The sequence below is a fragment of the Hydrogenophaga aquatica genome (assembly GCF_054780915.1).
Map to the genome: position 1 here is coordinate 43,711 of NZ_BAAGVK010000018.1, position 19,122 is coordinate 62,832.

General features: G+C 66.7%; 15 protein-coding genes. 10 read left to right on the top strand and 5 right to left on the bottom strand.

Annotated elements, in window-relative coordinates:
* The first annotated feature begins 34 nt into the window (after window positions 1-34).
* Both glsA and ACYVHH_RS14180 read left to right on the top strand, forming a co-directional pair.
* Window positions 35-1,888, top strand: a complete 1,854-nt coding sequence (gene glsA / locus ACYVHH_RS14175; protein ID WP_460565840.1) for a glutaminase A — start codon at window positions 35-37, stop codon at window positions 1,886-1,888.
* Window positions 1,889-2,002: 114 nt separating this feature from the next.
* A complete protein-coding gene (locus ACYVHH_RS14180; RefSeq protein WP_460565841.1) occupies window positions 2,003-2,443 on the top strand; it encodes a FecR family protein in 441 nt (146 codons plus the stop codon).
* 68 nt (window positions 2,444-2,511) lie between these two features.
* On the opposite strand, the gene ACYVHH_RS14185 is transcribed toward ACYVHH_RS14180, so the two are convergent.
* Both ACYVHH_RS14185 and ACYVHH_RS14190 read right to left on the bottom strand, forming a co-directional pair.
* The gene (locus ACYVHH_RS14185; RefSeq protein WP_460565842.1) at window positions 2,512-4,473 is read right to left on the bottom strand and encodes a TolC family outer membrane protein; all 1,962 of its coding nucleotides are present in this window, start codon (window positions 4,471-4,473) and stop codon (window positions 2,512-2,514) included.
* Between the two features lie 150 nt (window positions 4,474-4,623).
* Window positions 4,624-7,638 (bottom strand): HD domain-containing phosphohydrolase, encoded by a 3,015-nt coding sequence (locus ACYVHH_RS14190; protein WP_460565843.1) that lies wholly within the window; start codon window positions 7,636-7,638, stop codon window positions 4,624-4,626.
* A gap of 101 nt (window positions 7,639-7,739) precedes the next feature.
* Here ACYVHH_RS14190 and ACYVHH_RS14195 point away from each other — a divergent pair, with 101 nt between their 5' ends.
* Together ACYVHH_RS14195 and holA are read left to right on the top strand one after the other, a co-directional pair.
* Window positions 7,740-9,887: a CHASE2 domain-containing protein gene (locus ACYVHH_RS14195; protein WP_460565844.1), complete on the top strand. Its 2,148-nt coding sequence runs from the start codon at window positions 7,740-7,742 to the stop codon at window positions 9,885-9,887.
* Window positions 9,888-9,917: 30 nt separating this feature from the next.
* A complete protein-coding gene (holA, locus tag ACYVHH_RS14200; protein ID WP_460565845.1) occupies window positions 9,918-10,976 on the top strand; it encodes a DNA polymerase III subunit delta in 1,059 nt (352 codons plus the stop codon).
* Here the strand turns inward: holA and ACYVHH_RS14205 are convergent.
* The gene (locus tag ACYVHH_RS14205; protein ID WP_460565846.1) at window positions 10,967-11,926 is read right to left on the bottom strand and encodes an AraC-like ligand-binding domain-containing protein; all 960 of its coding nucleotides are present in this window, start codon (window positions 11,924-11,926) and stop codon (window positions 10,967-10,969) included. The genes holA and ACYVHH_RS14205 overlap by 10 nt on opposite strands.
* 193 nt (window positions 11,927-12,119) lie before the next feature.
* On the opposite strand from ACYVHH_RS14205, the gene ACYVHH_RS14210 reads away from it, so the two are divergent.
* From ACYVHH_RS14210 to ACYVHH_RS14235, 6 genes are all read left to right on the top strand, one after another.
* Complete coding sequence (locus ACYVHH_RS14210) at window positions 12,120-13,313, top strand: amino acid ABC transporter substrate-binding protein (RefSeq protein WP_460565847.1); 1,194 nt, start codon at window positions 12,120-12,122, stop codon at window positions 13,311-13,313.
* Between the two features lie 75 nt (window positions 13,314-13,388).
* The gene (locus ACYVHH_RS14215; protein ID WP_460565848.1) at window positions 13,389-14,279 is read left to right on the top strand and encodes a branched-chain amino acid ABC transporter permease; all 891 of its coding nucleotides are present in this window, start codon (window positions 13,389-13,391) and stop codon (window positions 14,277-14,279) included.
* Window positions 14,276-15,304 carry a branched-chain amino acid ABC transporter permease gene (locus tag ACYVHH_RS14220; RefSeq protein WP_460565849.1) on the top strand — a complete coding sequence of 343 codons (1,029 nt, stop codon included), beginning with the start codon at window positions 14,276-14,278 and terminating at the stop codon, window positions 15,302-15,304. Before ACYVHH_RS14215 ends, ACYVHH_RS14220 begins: the two co-directional genes overlap by 4 nt.
* A complete protein-coding gene (locus ACYVHH_RS14225) occupies window positions 15,297-16,100 on the top strand; it encodes an ABC transporter ATP-binding protein (protein ID WP_460565850.1) in 804 nt (267 codons plus the stop codon). Before ACYVHH_RS14220 ends, ACYVHH_RS14225 begins: the two co-directional genes overlap by 8 nt.
* Window positions 16,097-16,918 (top strand): ABC transporter ATP-binding protein, encoded by an 822-nt coding sequence (locus ACYVHH_RS14230; RefSeq protein WP_460565851.1) that lies wholly within the window; start codon window positions 16,097-16,099, stop codon window positions 16,916-16,918. Before ACYVHH_RS14225 ends, ACYVHH_RS14230 begins: the two co-directional genes overlap by 4 nt.
* A 16-nt stretch (window positions 16,919-16,934) precedes the next feature.
* The gene (locus ACYVHH_RS14235) at window positions 16,935-18,389 is read left to right on the top strand and encodes an aldehyde dehydrogenase (RefSeq protein WP_460565852.1); all 1,455 of its coding nucleotides are present in this window, start codon (window positions 16,935-16,937) and stop codon (window positions 18,387-18,389) included.
* A 7-nt stretch (window positions 18,390-18,396) separates the two neighbouring features.
* Here the strand turns inward: ACYVHH_RS14235 and ACYVHH_RS14240 are convergent, their stop codons facing one another.
* Both ACYVHH_RS14240 and ACYVHH_RS14245 read right to left on the bottom strand, forming a co-directional pair.
* Window positions 18,397-18,636 carry an SHOCT domain-containing protein gene (locus ACYVHH_RS14240; protein WP_460565853.1) on the bottom strand — a complete coding sequence of 80 codons (240 nt, stop codon included), beginning with the start codon at window positions 18,634-18,636 and terminating at the stop codon, window positions 18,397-18,399.
* Between the two features lie 83 nt (window positions 18,637-18,719).
* Window positions 18,720-19,100: a rhodanese-like domain-containing protein gene (locus tag ACYVHH_RS14245; RefSeq protein WP_460565854.1), complete on the bottom strand. Its 381-nt coding sequence runs from the start codon at window positions 19,098-19,100 to the stop codon at window positions 18,720-18,722.
* Window positions 19,101-19,122: the final 22 nt, after the last annotated feature.

Genomic DNA, 19,122 nt, shown 5'->3' on the forward strand with positions numbered 1-19,122 from the left:
TAGAAATGGCGAAACCCCGTGAGGTATCGCCGCCATGCACTCGCCCATCCAGAGCTATTTGGAAAAACTGCACGAACAACTCAAGCCCATGCGCGGCGGTTCGCTGGCCAGTTACATCCCGGAGTTGGCCAGGGTCGATCCAGACCAGTTCGCCATCTGCCTTGTCACCGCTGATGGTGTGGCCTACGCCGTGGGGGACAGCGATCAACCCTTCACCATCCAGTCCATCTCGAAGGCCTTCGTCTACGCCACAGCGCTGGCCGACAGGGGGCAGGACCAGGTCAGCGCCAAGGTGGGGGTGGAACCGAGTGGGGATGCCTTCAACTCGATCAGCCTGCATCCCCAGACCGGTGCGCCGCTGAACCCGATGATCAATGCTGGTGCGATTGCGACGACCAGCCTGGTCAGCGGCGACGGCGTGCAGGCGCAGTGGGAGCGCATTCACCAGGCGCTGTCCATGTTTGCCGGGCGACCGCTGGGGGTGGACGAGCAGGTCTACCAGTCAGAGAGCGATACGGGTTTTCGCAACCGGGGCATTGCGTGGATGTTGAAGAACTTCGGCATCATCGAAGGTGACCCGATGGCTTCGCTGGAAAACTACTTCCGGCAGTGCTCGGTGCTGGTGAGTTGCCTGGACCTGGCCTACATGGCCGCAACGCTGGCCAACCGGGGCATCCATCCGGTCACGGGGGAACGGGCGGTGCCTGCGGAGTACGTGGAACGCGTGCTGAGCGTGATGGCCAGCTGCGGCATGTACGACTTTGCGGGCAGCTGGCTGACGGAGGTGGGCATGCCCGCCAAGAGCGGCGTGGGCGGCGGTATCGTGGCGGTGCTGCCGGGGCGTTTTGGCATTGCGGTTTTCTCGCCACGGCTCGATGCCAAAGGCAACAGCGTGCGCGGCATTGAGGTCTGCAAGCGCCTGTCCCGGGATTTCGGGCTGAACATCTTCGCGTCCACCAACGACCCGCGCATGGCGCTGGGCCGCATCTACACCGGGGCCGACGCGCCATCGCGGCGCCAGCCAGGCGGGGAACTCAAGGTCTACCTCAAGGAGCAGGCCCATCGGATCAAATACCTGTGCCTGCACGGGTTCCTGGCGGTGGACGGGATCGAGCACGTCATCCGTTGCATGCAGTCGCTGACGTCACCTGATGCCGCCACTGTTCGCGAGGCGCCGGGCGCCAACAGCTTCATCCTCGACATGCACCGGGTGGATGGCATCTCCGACAGTGCCGCGCGGTTGTTGAACCAGGCGCGCCTGGCGCTGGCCGAGGAAGGCGTGGCGGTGGTGTTCTCGCGCATCCACGGGCGGGCAGGTATCGTGGGGCCGCTGAGCAAGTCCGTGGCGCGCCGTGACGGGGGCTTTCTCAGTTTCGAGGACAACGACCTGGCCGTCGAGTGGTGCGAAAACCGCCTCATCGCCGAAGCCAACCGCCTGCAGCCCGCCAGCGGGGAGCTTCGGGACGCGGTGCTGTTCAAGGGGCTGCCTGAACCGCTGCTGCGCGACATGGAGGCCGTCAGCCACAGGGAGGATTACGCGGCAGGCGCGCAGATCCTGCGCAGCGGACAGGCGGGCGACGGGCGCATCTTCTTCATCGAGTCGGGGAACGTGAGCATCCTGGTCCCTCTTGAGGATGGCGCACACCAGCGCATCTCCACCCTGGGGCCGGGGCTGATCTTCGGCGAGATGGTGCTGTTGGGGCAGACGACGCGCAGCGCATCCGTGTTCGCCGACACGCCCGTGAGGTGCATCGTGTTCGAGGCGGACAGGCTGGCCCCGATCTGGGACAGGGAGCCCCAGCTCAAGATCGTTCTGCTGGAGAACCTGGCCAGGGACATGGCGCAGAAGCTGCGCAGCTCCACCCAGTGGATCGCGGCGTTGGCGTGATGGCGCCGCGCGGGCCTTCCCCTTTGGTCCAGATTTTGATATTCTGACAAAACTGAGCGTATACCCCCCATGTGTCACGCGGGATGAAGTCGTCTCGCGACTAGGATCAAAAAAATGTTCAAAAAAACCTGGCTTGTTCTTCCTTTTTTCATCGTTTCGGGTGCAGCACTGGCCACCGATGGCCCGATCGGTTACGTGAAGACGGTCAGCGGGGACGCCTTCGTGACGACCACGGGCAACCGGCAGAAGGCCAGCATGGGCACGCCCGTGTTCCAGGGGAGTGAATTGCAGACGGCGGCCAAGAGCAGCCTGGGCGTGACCTTCAAGGACGACACGGTCATGTCCTTCGGGCCGGAAACGTCCCTGGTGGTGGACGAATACCTGTACGCGCCGCGCGAGGGCAAGTTGAAGCTGGGCTCGAAGCTGGCCAAGGGGACGCTGAACTACGTCTCGGGCTCTATCGCCAAGCTCAAGCCCGATGCCGTGTCGGTGGCAACGCCTACCGGCACGATTGGTGTGCGCGGCACGCATTTTGTCGTGAAGGTCGGGCAGTAAGCGCTGCCGGCCCGCTGCCAGACGGGTCAACGGAAAGTGAAAAGGCCCGGTCTCCCGGGCCTTTTCTTTCAGCGCACGGTGACCACCGCGCGCCGGTTGCGCAGCTCGCTGGTCTGCGGTGGCGTGGGCACCTGCAGGTCGCGGGCGCCAAAGCTTTCAACGGTGATGGCCGTGCTGTTCACGCCTGCGTCGCGCAGCATGCGGGCGACGGTCTCGGCGCGCCGGCGTGACAGGGCGTCGTTGATGCGGTCGGAGCTGACGGTGTCGGCGTGTCCGGCCACTGTGATGTCGACCGTCTTGCGTTCCTTGATGTCGGCCAGCACTTTTTGCCATTGCGCCTGGCTTTCCCGGGACAGGCGGGTGGTGCCCTTGTCGAAATACAAGGTGTATTTCTGGGGCAAGGCGGGTTGGGCCTTTAGGGCGTCGCCAAAGTCGCGCTGGATGTCGGCGTCGGTGACCTTGTAGGGCGCCGTGGCGCCAGACACGCTGGCCGCGGAACGCGCATCGGTCAGGGTCTGCTGTCCCTGGCTCCCTGCCACCACCACGCTGCCAACGGTGCCGTCCGCGTTGGGCAGCAGGGCGACGTAGGAGCCGTCGGGCCGGGCACGCTGGGGCAGTTGCAGGCCCGCCTTGATGTTGGCCAGGGAGTCCATGAAGGTGACGGGCACCGCGCAGTCACCGGAGGGGTCCATCTCGGGAGCGTCCAGCCCCAGGTCTGCCGGGCTGGGCCGGTCGGCAGCGCCCGCGCTGAGGTGTGCCACCAGCCTGCCCATGGAGGCCAAGGTGCGGGCTTCCGCGATCATCTGGTCGTAGCGGGCGTTGGTGAAGCTGCGCTGGCTCTCGAAGTATTCGGACTGGGTGTCCAGCAGGTCGAGCAGGGTGCGCTGGCCGATATCGAACTGCTGGCGGTAGGCCATGCGGGTCTTTTCCGTGGCCAGGCGCCGTTCGTCAAGCAGGCGGACCTGTTCGTCGATGGTGTAGGTGTCCTTGAAGGCCACGGAGAGGTTTTCACCCACCTGGCGGCAGGTCTGGTCGAACTGGGCCCGCGCGCGCGCGGCCAGTTCGCTGGCCTGGGTGTGGCGGGCTGCGTCTGCCCCGCCGCGGTAAAGGTTTTGCTGCAGGACGATTTCGGCGATCTTCTGGTCGGTGTAGCCGCGAACGCCGTTCAGGTTCTTGTCGGTGCTGGCAGACAGGCGCGCTTCGACGCGGGGCATGTAGGCGGCCTGCCGGCCGGCCACGGCCTCTTGAGCGGCGCGAACGTTTTGCAGCGCGCCGCGCAGGGCCGGGTTGGACTGGATGCCGGCCTTGAGCGTTTCTTCGACCGAAGCGGGCAGCTGGGCGAACTTCTGTGTCTCGGGCCAGCTGGGCAACTGGGCGGGGGGCAGCACGCCCACCAGACGCTGGTAGCGCACGGCGGCGTTGCGCAGGCTGGTGGTCTCGTCCACCAGCGTGGCTTCGGCCTGTGCCAGGCGGCCGATGGCTTGCTCCAGGTCCGAGCGGCGGGCCACGGCGGCGTCGGCGCGTTCCTGCAGCATGTCGCTGGTGCGTTTGTGTTCCGCGTAGTTTTCGGTGGCCAGGGTGACCAGTTCGCGGTAGCGCAGCAGGTCCAGGTAGGCACGTGTCACGCCCAGTGTGACGGATTCGCTGACGTTGGCCAGGTCGTAGTAGGCCACGAGCCTTTCGATGCTTGCTCCCCGGATAGCGCTGCTGGCAACGCCGCCGTCGAACAACAGCTGCGTCAGGCTGATCTCGGCGCCCCGGATGGGGTAGGTGCCGAAGTCGGTGCCGGGCGTGCGCCGTGACTGGCGACCGACGCCTGCGGTCAGATCAGCTTGCGGCAGCCAGCGCGAGCGAGCTGCGTCAACCCCGTGTTCCGTTGCCTTGAAGGCCTTCCAGCGTTCCTGCACGTCTGGGCTGGCCTGCACAGCGGCCTTGGCCGCCTCGACCAGCGGTGCCGGAAGGGTCTGGGCTCCCACCCCGATACTGAACATCAGCAGACCGAGCGCGGTCAGTTTGAATTGGCGTCGCATGTTGAGTCACCCCGAAGAGTCGTGTGTTGGCCACCCAGCGGGGCACGCTGCGCCCCCGTCCCGTGTCTGGCCATGGTTATTTGATATGAGAATACCAGTTTTCCGCCCATGGGTCACTTGCGTTGCATGCGTATTGATGAAAATGCAACTTCAGTGTGTTTTACCTGCCGATGGATCGGTGAGGTAGGCCGAAACGTCCACTTCATCGATCTGGTCGGGGTGCAGGTATTTTTCGGCGTAGGCTTGGTAGACGCCAGAGCGCAGGAACAGGTCGAACAGGTCTGGGTCGATGTGCTGGTCCTTCTTGAACATGGCAAGGATCTTGATCGACTCGGACAAGGTCTTGGCTTTCTTGTAGGGGCGGTCGCTGGCGGTGAGCGCCTCGAAGATGTCGGCGATGGCCATGATGCGCGAGGGCACCGACAGGTCCTTGGCTTCGAGCTTGCGCGGATAGCCTGTGCCGATGAGCGTCTCGTGGTGGGTGCCCGCGTACTCTGGCACACGCCTGAGGTTGGGTGGCAGGGGCATGTTCTCCAGCATGACGATGGTCTGGATGATGTGTTCGTTGATCTTGAAGCGCTCTTCTTCGGTGAGGGTGCCCCGCCCGATGCTGAGGTTGTAGACCTCGCCGTGGTTGTAGAGGTATTCGGGTACCTTGAGCTTGAAGCCGTGCTTGGGGTCCAGTGCCTTGTTGGGTGGGCGCTGGAACAGGTGGTGGGGCTTGTCGGCCAGCAGCTTTTCAGTGGCGGGCAGCGGTGCGGGGGGCGTGTCCTCGTACCGCTTGAGCTCTTCGTGCGACAGCCCGAGACGGTCGTCGAAGTGGCGCAGCCACGTTTGCTCTGCAATGCGCCGCACGCGTTCAATGCGGTCCGGCGCCATGAATTCACCGCCCAGGTTGCATTCGGCAACGAAGGCAAAGTCGTCGATCAGCCCGGCCTTGCGCGCTTCAAAGCGGGCGTCGGCGGTCTCACGCGGTTCGCCGCGCTCGTGTATCGCCTGCAGCCGTTCGATCTGGGCGTCGCGCAGCAGCACCTCGAAGCGGGTGCGGATTTCATGGATCCGGTTGAAGATGGTTTCGAGCTTGGTGGCCTTGTCGACCACGTATTCCGGTGTGGTGACCTTGCCGCAGTCGTGCAGCCACGCCCCGATGCGGAACTCCCGCCACTCCTCCTCGGTGCGGAATTCGAACTCCGCCAGCGGGCCTTTCTTTACCTCGCAGGCCTTCTCGGCGAGCATGATGGCCAGCTCCGGCACGCGTTCGCAGTGGCCGCCGGTGTAGGGGCTCTTGGTGTCGATGGCGCCTGCGATGATCTGGATCATCGAGTCCATCAGCGCCTTTTGTGCCGCGATGAGGTTCTGGTTCTCGATGGCCACGGCCGCCTGGGCGGCCAGCGCCTCCACGAAGCTGACGATTTCGGGGTCGAACGGAATCACCTCGCCGGTCTTGGGGTCCAGTGCGTTCATGAGCTGGATGAGGCCGATGACCTTGCCGTCCTGCGGTTTCATGGGCACGTTGAGCGTGGAGACCACGCGCATGCCGGATTCCTCGCTGAATTTCTTGGTGCCGCTGACGTCGAAGCGCGTTTCCTTGTAGATATCGTCGATGACGACGGTTTCACCACTGAGCACCACGTGCGTGGCCACGTAGCGGTGGATGGGCTGGCCCTGGACGTCGTAGAGGGGCAGTTCCTGCGAGGGCAGGGGGTCGTCGTTCGTGCGAACGGCGAAGGCCAGCGTGTTGCGCTCGGTCTTGAGGAAGAGCGTGGCCGCCTGGCAGTGTGCGATTTCGCGGGCGCCGAACAAGGCTTGTCGGAGCAGCTCTTCCCGGTTCTGCTGGCGCCCGAGCTGGATACCCGTTTCCACCAGTTGCGCCAGCTTGGCCTGTGCCACCTCCAGCGCGGCTGCCCTTTCCTTGACGGAGCGGTGCATGATCGCCTGGGCCTCACCCAGAGTGTCGATCTCGTACAGGAAGGAGTGCACGGTGTGGGGTTCCGCCGAGAAATCGAGGTGGCGCAACCGTTCCGAGTCCTCGGCCATGCTGGACAGCGCACGGGTCACGCTGCGGGTGCCGAGCAGGGCCAGCGGCACCAGCAGCACGAGGAGCAGCGCCGACACGATCAGGACGTCCCGCCTGGCCTGGTCCACGGTGGCGGTGAAGTCGCTGGTCGGGGCCCAGCTGACCACGCGGAAAGATGCCCCCGCGCCGATGTCCAGCCGCAGGTTGGACAGCACATGCGGCTGCGCCTGCAGGGCTGCCACGGTGGTGCGGTCTTCGGGCAGGCGGTCCAGCATTTGCGCCAGTTCACGCAGTCTGGGGTCCGACACCTCCGCCAGGGCCATGAGTGCGTCGTCCGGTACCGCGGCGGCCGCCGTCCCATGGCCGGCCGCCGCGAGCAAGCGCTGCTGGCTGTCCAGAATGGCGATGAAGGCGTTGGGGCTGAGTGGCAGGGTGGCCAGGGTTTCGGGCAGGCGGCGCAGGTCGATGTCCACGCCGAAGACGGCCTGCCCGCGGGGCAGCGCGGCGGCAATGGACAAACCGCTGCTTTGCGTGGAGGCAAACACGTAGGGCTCGGTCAGGAAGGCTCCGGGGGTGGCCTGGGCGCCCTTGTACCAGGGGCGTTCGGTGGGCTGGTAGCTGGTGCTGCCAAGGCGCTGTGCCAGCAGCGTGTCGGCATGGTCGAGAAAGCGCCAGTGTTCCTGGCGCTCGCCGCTGGCATCGCGCCAGATGCGGCGCAGCGCCACGTGGGTTCCGGCAGGGGCTTTCAGGGCTTGCGCGATCTGGGCGTCGCCGCGCACGCCAATGGCCTGGATGAAGTCGCCGTTGGGAAAGCCGAAGTACTCGCTGTAGACACCAGGGTGTTGTTCAAGGGTGGCCCGCATGGCGGGGTACACCCTGCGCTCCTGTATCTGACCGTCTTCGAAGAAAGCGGTGCCCGCGCCCCGCGCGATGGCCAGACTTCTCTGTGCCTGAACCTGCAGCTGCTGGCGCAGCAGGTCGGCGGCGCGCTGGGAGACGGTGGTGAATTTTTCGCCCGCGCTGTTCTCGGCGGCAGAGCGGAACTGGTCCAGCACGGTAAAGAGGAACACTACAGTCAGCAGTACCACCAGGCTGCTGACCAGGCCAACGATCCAGTGCTGAAACTTGATCGAACGAAAATGGAACATGGCGCCCTCAGAAATGCTGCCCCGGTTGTAGCATCTTATAGCCATAACTCACAATCAATGAGGCGCATTTTTTTCACAGGCCGCAGGGCCATGGAGGCTCCATGAAGAAACTCTCATTGCGCGCCATGGCCGCCCTGCTGGCGCTGGGCTCCGTGGGGCTGGGGCTGCTGTTGCTGCTGCTCGACCCGCTGCTGCTGCAGACCTTGCGGCACCAGGGGTTCGACCAGTACCAGCGCTGGCAGCCCCGCCCGTACGCCGAGGCCCCCGTGCGCATCATTGATATCGACGAGGCCAGCCTGGAGCGGCTGGGACAGTGGCCCTGGCCGCGCACGCGCATTGCCGAACTGGTGCAAAGGGTGGGTGAGGCGGGGGCGGCAGCGCTTGCGTTTGACGTGGTGTTCGCCGAGCCTGACCGAACCTCTCCCAGGACGGTGTCTGCGTTGTGGCCCTTGCCACCAGCCGCCCGTGACGCGCTGGCGGCCTTGCCCGACCACGACGAAGTGCTGGCCGCGGCGTTGCGCGAGAACGACGTGGTGCTGGGTTTTGCGGTGCAGCGCGACCAGGATCCCCAGGCTGGCGAGCGCTTGCCCAGTGCGCCGTACCGCCATGTGTGGGTGGGTGGCGGACCGGCTCTGGACGCCTTGCACGGCTTCACGACGGCGGTGCCCCCGCTGCCCGTGCTGGATACCGCCGCCAAGGGCATGGGGGCGCTGACTTTCGTGCCGGATGCTGATGGCGTGGTGCGCCGCGTGCCGCTGGTGCTGCGTCTGGCCGATCAGCCCGTGCCCTCGCTCTCGGCAGAAGCCCTGCGGGTCGGGCAGGGGGCTTCCAACCATCTCTTGCGCAGCGCCGAAGGCGGTGCCGCCGCGCTGGAGGAAGTGCGTGTGGGCGATGTCACCATCCCCACCACTGCGCAGGGCGAGATGTGGGTGCACTACAGCGCTCCTGTGCCGGAGCGCTACGTGCCGGCCTGGCGTGTGCTGACCGGTGAGGTGGACCCCGCGCTGCTCGCGGGCAACCTGGTGCTGGTGGGCAGTTCGGCGCAGGGCCTGATGGATTTGCGGTTCAACCCGCTGGGCCGGGTGATGCCCGGGGTGGAAGCCCACGCCCAGGCGCTGGAACAGGCGTTGACCGGGCATTTCCTGACCCGGCCGCACTGGGCGCTGGCCCTGGAGGTGGTGACGGTGGTGGCTGGCGGCGTGGCCGTGGTGGTGCTGGCCACACACGTGAGCGCCCTGCTGGCGGCGGCCGGTGCGGCGCTGCTGGTGGGGGCCGTGCTGTGGGGCGGGTGGTGGGCCTTTTCTGCCCACGGCCTGCTGGTCAACAGCTTCACGCCCGCGCTGGTGCTGGCCCTGTCTTTCGTTGCTGCCAGTCTGGCCCGGCACTTCTGGAGCGAACGCCAGCAGCGCTGGATCAAGGACGCCTTCTCGCGCTACGTGTCGCCCAACCGGGTGGAATACCTGGTGAACCACCCGGACGCGCTGGAGCTGGGCGGCAAGCGCCAGACCTGCAGCTTCGTGTTCACCGACCTGGCGGGCTTCACCACGCTGATGGAGAAGATCGACCCGGCCGAGGCGCTGGTGCTGCTCAACCGCTACCTGGAGGAGATGATCGCCATCGCCTTCCGGCACCAGGGAACGCTGGACCGCATCGTCGGTGACGCGGTCGCAATCATGTTCTCGGCGCCCGTGCCGCAGCCCGACCACGCCCAGCGCGCGCTGGACTGCGCGCTGGAGATGCACGCCTTTGCCAGCCGCTACGCCATCGACCTGCAAGCGCGGGGCATACCCTTCGGGCACACGCGGCTGGGCATCCACTCGGGCGAGGTGATCGTGGGCAACTTTGGCGGCGGTGCGGTGTTCGACTACCGCGCGCTGGGCGACCCGGTCAACACCGCTTCCCGGCTGGAGGGCGTGAACAAGTACCTGGGCACGCTGATTTGCGTGTCCGGGGTGACGCTATCGGCCTGCACGGGCGTGAAGGCCCGCGCGGTGGGGCGCCTGGTCCTCAAGGGCAAGAGCGAGGCGCTGGCGGTGTACGAGCCGCTGCCGGAGCCGATGGAGGGTGGGTACGCGCCGCTGCCGGACTACGAGACCGCCTACATGGCCTTGGCCGATGGCCGCGACGAAGCGGCAGACCTGTTTGCCGCCCTGCACCGGCATTACCCGGACGACCCGCTGGTGCACCTGCACCACGAAAGGCTGGCACGCGGTGAACTGGGCGACCGGCTGGTGTTCGAAGGCAAGTGAGGGTGCGCGGGGGCGCCTAGAATCCACCGCATGCAGCTACCCGCCGCCCAACTTTCCGCTCAGCTCCAGCGCGGCCTGCGCCCCCTCTACACCCTGCACGGCGACGACCCGCTGCTGCAGCAGGAGGCGGCCGACGCCATTCGCGCGGCGGCCCGTGCCCAGGGTTACACCGAACGCACCGTGTTCACCGTGGCGGGGGCGCATTTCGACTGGAGCGCCGTGTTGGCCGCTGGCGGCTCGCTCAGCCTGTTTGCCGACAAGCAGCTGGTGGAAATCCGCATTCCCTCGGGCAAGCCCGGCAAGGAGGGCTCGCAAGCCCTGCAACAGCTGGCTGCCGCCGCTGCGGGCAACGACAGCACGCTGACGCTGGTGCTGCTGCCCCGGCTCGACGCCGCCACCCTCAAGGGCGCCTGGTTTGCCGCGCTGGACGCCAATGGCGCCACCGTGCGCATCGACCCCGTGGAACGCGCGCAGCTGCCCGGCTGGATCGCGCAGCGCCTGCAGCTGCAGGGCCAGCGCGTGGCCGGTGGCGAGATGGGCCAGCGCACGCTGGCCTTCATGGCTGACCGGGTGGAGGGCAACCTGCTGGCCGCGCACCAGGAGATCCAGAAGCTGGGGCTGCTTTATCCGCCCGGCGAGCTGAGCTTTGAACAGGTGGAGGAAGCCGTGCTCAACGTGGCGCGCTACGACCCGTTCAAGCTGGCCGAGGCGGTGCTGGACGGCCAGCCCGCGCGCGCGCAGCGCATGCTCGATGGCCTGGAGGCCGAAGGCGAAGCGCCGGTGCTGGTGCACTGGGCGCTGGCCGAAGACATCCGTGCCCTGTGGCGCGTGAAGGCCGCGGTGACCGAGGGCAAGCCGCTGCCGATGGCCTTGCGCGAACAGCGCGTGTGGGGCGCGCGCGAAAAACGCTTCGAGCGCGTGTTGCCCCGGCTCAAGCTGGACCAGCTCGGCCAGTGGCTGCAGGACGCCCACACGGTGGACGGCATCGTCAAGGGCCTGAAGAACAAGGATTGGCCCGCCGACCCGTGGCAGGCGCTGCACAGGCTGGCACTGCAGGTGTGCCGCGCCTGCGGCGCGCGTCAGGCTTGAGGGCAGGCCGCTTCGCGGAAGGCGCGTGGCGAAAGCCCCGTGTGCTCGCGGAACACGCGGCTGAAATGCGCGCTGTTGTTGAAGCCCCACGACAGTGCAATGTCGGTGATGGTGCGCGGTGCCAGCGCGGGGTTGTTCAGGTCGCGCATGCAGGCCTGCAGGCGGCGGCGCAGGATGTAGTGGGCCAGTGAGTCTTCCTCGTCGGCGAACGCGTTGTGCAGGTGGCGCTTGCTGCAGTTCAGCGCCTGGGCAATGCGCTCGATCGACAGGTCCGGGTCGCGCAGGTGTTTGCCAATGTGCTCGCGGATGCGGTCGCGAAACGCCTCCAGCTGCGTCGTGGCGCTTTCGCGGCCTGCCAGCTCCAGCAGCGACAGGCGCACCAGTTCCACAATGGTCTCACCCGCCCCGCGCGCGCTGGCCACGCTCATCGAAGGCAGCTCCAGGTAGGTGCTGCGCATGGTCTCCAGCGCCACGCGTGAAATGCCGCTGGTGCCGCCCACCTGGCGCGCCATCAGGGGTTCCAGCCGCACGCCGCGTTCGGTGAGCTGCTCGCGCGGCAGCATCACGATCAAGTGCTCCACGCGCTCGGGGTTGCCTATCTCGTAGCTGCCAGCGGTGTCGTAGATTGTCCAGCCGCCGGGGCGCACCCAAGCCTGGCGGCCGTGCTGCTCCACCGCCGCGCTGCCGCGCCAGGGCGCAACGATCTTGAGGTAATCGGTGTCGCTCCGGCGTGCCAGTTCCGGGCTGCGCAGCACACGGTGGCGATTGGCTTCGAGCTTGGTCATGACCACGTCGCCCGCGCGCGAAGCCGACATGTGGCCGTCGAAGTCGGTGTCGCCGTACAGGTCGGACTCCAGCCCGGCGAAGTGGGACCAGATCCATTCCCGCCAGGCATCGGCCCGCTCCCGGGGGCTGACTTCGTCAGTGCTCATCACGGTGGAGGGTTGCATGAGGGGCTCCGTCACGGGGGGAGGAGCCCATTATGTCGCCGTGCCCAAGCCCTTGGGGGCATGCGGGTTCAGGGTTAACCCGGGTCGGTTTGCACTGCCAGACAAGTGGCCTGTGCACGCTCGGTAAAGCGGCGGGGCATGGGTTTTCCTACGATCGTTGCATTCCAACCAGAGCACCGCAAGGAGACATGCCATGGCACATCCGAACCGAAGAACCGTCCTGCAGGGCGCCGCTGCCACCATCGGCGCCATGTCCGTGGCGCCACATCTGCTGGCGCAGTCCGGCCCTGTGCGCGTGGGCTATTCCATGGCCCGCACCGGTCCCTGGACCGGTGGCGCACAGACCAGCCAGGAGCCCAACTACCTGATGTGGGCGGAGCAGCAGAACCAGGCGGGCGGCCTGAACGTCAAGGGCGTGCGCCGGCCGATCGAACTGATCAGCTACGACGACCGCAGCGATGTGGAAACGGTGATCCGCACCTACGAAAAGCTCATGGGCAGCGACAAGGTGGACCTGGTGCTGCCGCCCTGGGGCAGCGGCGCCAATTTCGCTGTCGCGCCGCTGGCCAACCGGTATGGCTATCCCTTCCTGGCGCCCACGGCCCTGTCCCGGCGCCTGGCGGAACTGAAGCTGCCCTACTTCTTCCTGTTGCTGCAGCAGCCCGCGCCCATGGTGGGCGCCATGATCGACATGTTCAAGGCCAATGGCGTAAAGACCCTGGCCTGCATCTATGTGGACGACCTGTTCGGGCTGGAGAACTTTGCCGCGCTCAAGGTGGCGCTGCAGGGCAGCGGCATCACCATGGTGGAAGACAAGAGCTACCCCGGCGGCGTGAAAGACCTGTCGCCCGTGCTGCGCTCGATGAAGGACAAGGCGCCCGACGCCTTCGTGGGCTTCACCTACCCGCCCGACACCATCCTGGCCAGCCGCCAGGCCAAGGAAATCGGATTCAACCCGAAGTTTTTCTACGCGTCGGTGGGCACGGCCTTCCCGCTCTACAAACAGGTGATGACGCCGGCGGGTGCCGAGGGGGTAATGGGCATGGGCTCGTGGAACAGCAAGACCAGCGCCGGTGCCAAGGCCTATTTCGACGCCCATGTGGCCAGCCAGAAGAAGGAGCCCGACCGCTGGGCCAGCGGCGCGTGCTGGGCAGGGCTGGAAATCCTCACTGCCGCCGTCGGGAAGGTGGGCCTGGACCGCAAGGCCATCCGCGATTACGTGGCGGGCAACACCCACAAGACCATCATTGGCGACATCCGCTTCAACGGCAGCGAAAACGTGGGCACCCCGGGCACCGTGGGGCAATGGCAGAAGGGTGAGTTCGAGGTGGTTTGGCCCAAGCAGGTGGCCACCGCCGCACTCAACCCCAGCAAGCCAGCCTGGTAACCACCCCTGTTGAAACCGTCCTTGCGTCAGGGCTGCCACGCCCTGGCCGGGGGCCGCATTTTCTACTTGTAACCCATGTCCTTTTCCGCCTGGATCGAGCTGATCGCCTCCGGTCTCATCACCGGGGGCATTTACGCGCTCGTCGCCCTGGGCCTGAACCTTCAGTACGGGCTGATGCGCATCCTCAACATTGCGCACGGTGAGTTCCTGATGGTTGGGGCCTTCCTCACCTGGATGGTGCAAACCGAGTTTGGACTGTCCCCCTTGCTGATGCTGCCTGTCTCGTTCGGGGTGCTGATGGCCCTGGGCCTGGCAGTGCACTGGCTGTGCTTTCGCCGCCTCACCGCCACTTCGCCCAACCTGGACGTGTTCGAGGCGCGCGGGCTGATGGTGGCCTTCGGCCTGATGTTCCTGGTGCAGAACTTCGTGTCCTACGTGTGGGGCGGCGACCTGCGCGGCTACGACTACCTGACCGAGCCGGTGGTCATCGGCAGCGCGCAATTCGCCGCCAACAAGCTGCTGGTGTTCGTGCTGGCGCTTGCGTTTGCCGGGGCGCTCATCGCGCTGTTGCGCATGACCTTGCTGGGCAAGGGCGTGCGAGCCCTGATGCAGTCGCCCGTGGGAGCGCAGTTGGTAGGCATCGACACCAAACGCCTGCACCCGCTGATGTTCGGCATCGGCCTGGGGCTGTCGGGCGTGGCGGGCTGCCTGTTGTCCATGGCGTACACCATCAGCCCTTCCATGGGTGAACCCTACACCGTCACGGCGTTGATCGTCATCACGCTGGGGGGCTTTGGCAGCATGGGCGGCGCGCTGGCGGGCGGTTTGCTGCTGGGCGTCATTGAGGCGGTGGGCATGCACTTCACCAACCCATCGCTCAAGGCGCTGCTGTCGTACGTGGTGTTCATTGGTGTGTTGTTGCTGCGCCCCGAAGGTTTGTTCGCGCGCAAGGGGAGGAAGGCATGAACTCACGCCAGATTCTTGTGCGCGACCTGCTGGTGTTGTTTGGCCTGGCGGGTTGGGCCATGGCCTTGCCGGGGCTGGCCAGCGAGTTCGTGCTGTCCATGGCGCTCACCTGCATGATGTATGTGGTGCTGTCGTCGAGCTGGGCCCTGTTCTGTGGCACCACGCGCTACCTGTCGCTGGCCACGTCGGCGTTCTTCGGTATTGGTGCCTACGCCAGCGCCCTGCTGCTGGAGACCTTGCCCTGGGCGCAGGTCATTCTGGCGGGTGCATTGGCAGCCGCCGTGGTGGCTGTGGTGATGGGGGCGGCGGTGCTGCACCTGCGCGGCACGTACTTCGCGGTGCTCACTTTCGGCATGACCGAGCTGATCCGCCACGCCATCACCTACTACGAGAAGAGCGTTACCGGCACGGTAGGCCGCGTGCTCATGGTGGTGCCTGAGCGCGACACCGTGTACGTGACCGTGCTGCTGCTGGCGGTGCTGGCGGTGGCCACGTCCATCGTGCTGCGGCGCACGCGCTTTGGCCTGGCCATGCGGGGTATAGGGGCCGACGAGCAGCGCGCGCAGACCCTGGGCGTGAACACGCGGCTCATCAAGATCGCGGGCTTTGCGCTGACGGCTGCCTTCGCTGGCGCGGTGGGGGCAGCCATGTCGGTGCGCTGGACCTACATCGACCCGCACACGGTGTTCAACCCCTTCATCGGTTTCCAGACGGTGCTCATCGCACTGATCGGCGGCGCCATGACCCTGTGGGGCCCGTTGATCGCGGCCATCGTGTTCAGCGTGCTGGCCGAGACCCTGCGCCTGCAGGTGCCGCAGCTCTACATGATGTCGCTCGGGCTGCTGCTGATCCTGTCGGTGCTGTACCTGCCGGGCGGGCTGGCGTCGCTGCGACTGGAGACCTTCAAGGACTGGTGGAGCGACACCCGCGCCTGGTGGGCCGAGCGCCGCTACGAATGGAGCGGGGACAAGGCGCGCGACGAAGCCCGCCGCAAGCAGCGCGCCAAGGAGCACCGTTATGACTGAGCTGCACCCCCAAAACCACCTGCCGCCCTTGCTCGAAGCCCGCGAAGTCACGGTGCGCTTCGGCGGCCTGACCGCTGTGGATGGCGTGGACGCGGTGTTTCGCCCGGGCGAGCTGGTGGGCATCATCGGCCCCAACGGCGCGGGCAAGACGACTTTCTTCAACGCCATCTCGGGCGTGACACGGCCCACCAGCGGCCGCCTGCTGGCCGACGGCCGCAACCTGAGTGGCAAGGGCCCGCACCGCTATGCGGCGCACGGCATTGCGCGCACTTTCCAGACCCCTCGCGTGTTTGCCGACATGCCGGTGCGCGACAACATCGCCTTCGGTTTGAAGTTCGCTGGCCGCCGCCCGCGCAAGTGGGTGTTCTGGGGTGAGGAGGCGCAGGTGCCCTGGGCCCTGCGCACGGCCGACAGCATCCTGTCGCTCATCGGTCTTGCGGCGCAGGCCGATCTGCCTGCCTCGGCCATCACCCCGTCGCAACAGCGCCTGCTGGAGATCGGCATGGCGCTGGCCACGCGCCCGCGCATGCTGCTGCTCGACGAAGTGGCCGCAGGCCTGACCGAGGCCGAGATTGAAGAGATGGCTCGGCTGATACGCCGCATGCGCGACGAGCTGGACCTGACGGTGGTGTGGATCGAGCATGCCGTGACCACGCTGCTACGGCACGTGGAGCGCGTGATCGTGCTGCACCAGGGCCGCAAGATAGCCGATGGCACGCCCGCGCAAGTGGTGCGCCACCCCGAGGTGATCGAGGCCTACCTGGGCGACGAGATGATGGAGGAAACCGCCGCATGATGTGGTACCGCGACACCCCTTTCACGCTGGGCGGCAGCGAGCGTGCGCACCTGCGGGTCGAAGGCCTGAGTGCGGGCTATGGCAACTTCCTGGTGTTGCGCGGCCTGAGCTTCGAGGTCCGTCCTGGGCTCACCGTCATCCTCGGCCCCAACGGTGCGGGCAAGACCACGCTGCTCAAGGCACTCAACGGACTCATCCGCCGCAGCGGCACGGTGCTGCTCGATGGCGAGGAGCTGCCCGAAAAAACCAACGAGATCGTGCAGTCTGGCGTGGCACTGGTGGCCGAAGGCCGCCAGCTCTTTCCCCAGATGTCGGTGCTGGAGAACCTGGAGCTGGGCGGCTGGCTGCTACCCAAGGCCGAGCGTGCGCGCCGCGTGGACCAGGCCTTTGCCGACTTTCCCAAGCTGCGCGAGCGCGCCCAGCAGCTGGCGGGCACCATGAGCGGCGGCGAGCAGCAGATGGTCGCCGTGGCGCGCGCCATGATGAGCGCGCCGCGCCTGCTGATGCTGGACGAGCCGTCCCTGGGGCTGGCCCCGCGCATGGTGGATGAACTGCTGGGCATGGCCCGGCGCATTGCCGACGCGGGCACCACCGTCCTGATGGTGGAACAGAACGTGAAAAAGGCACTGGCCGTGGCCGACCGGGGCTACGTGCTGGAGCGCGGCGCGCTGGTGGCCAGCGGCCCGGCACGTCTGCTGGCCCGTTCCAACGTCATCCGCGAAGCCTACCTGGGCGCGCCCGCGTCCGACACCACCACTGCCGAGCGTGCCGCGCACGCCCGGCAACCTGCCGCAAACACGCATTCCCCCGCACATTGACCTTCAAGGAGCAACCATGTCCGACCTGTCCATGCTGATCAACGGCCTCAAAGTCACCGCAGAACGCGGCGCCACCTTCGAGCGCCGCAACCCGCTCGACGGCACCGTGGCCACACGCGCGCCCGCCGCCTCACCGGCGGACGCCGTGTTGGCCTGCGAAGCCGCTGCCGAAGCCTTCAAGACTTGGAGCGATACGGGCCCCGGCGAACGCCGTGCCCTGCTGCTCAAGGCGGCGGACGCGCTGGAGGCCAAGACCCCAGCCTTCATCGAAGCTGTGGCTGCCGAGACCGGTGCCACCGGCATGTGGGCGGGCTTCAACGTGATGCTGGCCGCAGGCATGCTGCGCGAGGCGGCAGCCCTCACCACCCAGGTGGCGGGCGAGGTGATCCCTTCCGACGTGCCGGGCAGCCTGGCCATGGGCGTGCGTCAGCCTGCGGGCGTGGTGCTGGGCATCGCGCCGTGGAACGCCCCGGTCATTCTGGGTGTGCGCGCCATTGCCACGCCGCTGGCCTGCGGCAACACCGTCATCCTCAAAGGTTCCGAGAACTGCCCGCGCACCCATGGCCTCATCATCGAAGCCCTGCAGGACGCGGGCTTCCCGCCCGGCGTGGTCAACTACGTCACCAACGCCCCGGCCGACGCGGGTGCCGTGGTGGAAGCCATGGTGGCCCACCCAGCAGTGCGCCGTGTCAACTTCACCGGCTCCACCAAGGTGGGCAAGATCATCGCGCAGACCTGCGCCAAATACCTCAAGCCCGTGGTGCTGGAACTGGGCGGCAAGGCGCCGCTCATCGTGCTTGACGACGCCGACCTGGACGATGCCGTCAACGGCGCGGCCTTCGGCTGCTTTGCCAACAGCGGCCAGATCTGCATGAGCACCGAGCGCATCATCGTGGACCAGAAGGTGGCCGACGAATTCGTGAAGAAGTTCGGCGACAAGGCCAAGGCGTTGCCGCTGGGCGACCCGCGCAAGCCCGAGCCGGTGGTGCTGGGCTCGGTCATCGGCATGAATACCGTGCACCATTGCAACGAGCTGATCGACGATGCCCTGGCCAAGGGCGCCAGGCTGGTGTGCGGCGGCAAGGCCGAGAACACCCTGATGCCCGCCACCGTGCTCGATCATGTCACGCCCGCCATGCGCATCTACCAGGAAGAAACGTTCGGGCCGGTGAAGTGCATTGTGCGGGTGAAGGACACGGCCGAGGCCATTGCCTGTGCCAACGACAACGAGTACGGCCTGAGCGCCGCTGTCTTCGGGCGCGACATCGCCCGCGCCTTCAACGTGGCGCGCAAGATCGACTCGGGCATCTGCCACGTCAACGGCCCCACCGTGCACGACGAGGCGCAAATGCCGTTTGGCGGCGTCAAGGGCTCGGGCATTGGCCGCTTCGGGGGCAAGGCAGGCATTGCCGAGTTCACCGAGTTGCGCTGGATCACCGTGCAGACCACACCGCGCCACTACCCGTTCTGAACGGGCGTCAACCGCCGAGGTCGCGGCGCTTTTCCTCGTACTCCGCGCGCCCGATCTCGCCGCTGGCGTAACGCTCCTCCAGAATGTCCAGGGGCGTGCGCCGCTCGCGCCTCGGGTCTTCGGTGCTGCGCAGCATCCAGCGGATGAGCACGACCACCACCAGCAGCACCAGCACCAGCAGGAGCAGCATGAAGATGCCGCCCGTTCCCATGCCCATGGGGCCGTGCCATTCCGACCAGTTCCACATGCCTGCCTCCTTGCTGCGGATTCCGCCGCCCGGCTTGCAGACTACGCCTCAAAAACCTTCGGTGCAAGTGGTGGTCGGTGCGCTCAGCCGAACGACGGCAACTCCGGCTTCACCACGGGTTTGCCCGATGCCACCCAGGCGTCGTAGCCGCCAGCGATGGACTTGACGCTCAGGTAACCCATTTCCTTCATGGCAGCCGCCGCCAGGGCGGCGCGGCCGCTGGTCTTGCAGTAGATCACGAACTTCAGGTCGCGCGCGCTGAGCTGGGGCGAGCCGCTCAGCTTGAACTCCAGCATGCCGCGCGACACGTGCACCGCACCGGGCAGGTGGCCGCTGGCAAACTCGTCAGCTTCGCGCACATCCAGCAACACGTCGGCGTCGCGGATCGCGGCCTCCGCATCGTTCACGGGAATCTCGGTCACGGCGCGCTTGGCTACGGCCACCAGGTCCTGGGCTGTCTTCATCGTGGCTCCTGTTCTGGATAGT

What these genes read in the sequence shown, in the direction of transcription:
- glsA (WP_460565840.1), top strand. Translation starts at nt 35, where the DNA reads ATGCACTCGCCCATCCAGAGCTATTTGGAAAAACTGCACGAACAACTC.
- ACYVHH_RS14190 (WP_460565843.1), bottom strand. Translation starts at nt 7,638, where the DNA reads ATGTTCCATTTTCGTTCGATCAAGTTTCAGCACTGGATCGTTGGCCTG.
- ACYVHH_RS14235 (WP_460565852.1), top strand. Translation starts at nt 16,935, where the DNA reads ATGTCCGACCTGTCCATGCTGATCAACGGCCTCAAAGTCACCGCAGAA.
- ACYVHH_RS14205 (WP_460565846.1), bottom strand. Translation starts at nt 11,926, where the DNA reads ATGCAACCCTCCACCGTGATGAGCACTGACGAAGTCAGCCCCCGGGAG.
- ACYVHH_RS14225 (WP_460565850.1), top strand. Translation starts at nt 15,297, where the DNA reads ATGACTGAGCTGCACCCCCAAAACCACCTGCCGCCCTTGCTCGAAGCC.
- ACYVHH_RS14195 (WP_460565844.1), top strand. Translation starts at nt 7,740, where the DNA reads ATGAAGAAACTCTCATTGCGCGCCATGGCCGCCCTGCTGGCGCTGGGC.
- holA (WP_460565845.1), top strand. Translation starts at nt 9,918, where the DNA reads ATGCAGCTACCCGCCGCCCAACTTTCCGCTCAGCTCCAGCGCGGCCTG.
- ACYVHH_RS14245 (WP_460565854.1), bottom strand. Translation starts at nt 19,100, where the DNA reads ATGAAGACAGCCCAGGACCTGGTGGCCGTAGCCAAGCGCGCCGTGACC.
- ACYVHH_RS14180 (WP_460565841.1), top strand. Translation starts at nt 2,003, where the DNA reads ATGTTCAAAAAAACCTGGCTTGTTCTTCCTTTTTTCATCGTTTCGGGT.
- ACYVHH_RS14230 (WP_460565851.1), top strand. Translation starts at nt 16,097, where the DNA reads ATGATGTGGTACCGCGACACCCCTTTCACGCTGGGCGGCAGCGAGCGT.
- ACYVHH_RS14185 (WP_460565842.1), bottom strand. Translation starts at nt 4,473, where the DNA reads ATGCGACGCCAATTCAAACTGACCGCGCTCGGTCTGCTGATGTTCAGT.
- ACYVHH_RS14210 (WP_460565847.1), top strand. Translation starts at nt 12,120, where the DNA reads ATGGCACATCCGAACCGAAGAACCGTCCTGCAGGGCGCCGCTGCCACC.
- ACYVHH_RS14215 (WP_460565848.1), top strand. Translation starts at nt 13,389, where the DNA reads ATGTCCTTTTCCGCCTGGATCGAGCTGATCGCCTCCGGTCTCATCACC.
- ACYVHH_RS14240 (WP_460565853.1), bottom strand. Translation starts at nt 18,636, where the DNA reads ATGTGGAACTGGTCGGAATGGCACGGCCCCATGGGCATGGGAACGGGC.
- ACYVHH_RS14220 (WP_460565849.1), top strand. Translation starts at nt 14,276, where the DNA reads ATGAACTCACGCCAGATTCTTGTGCGCGACCTGCTGGTGTTGTTTGGC.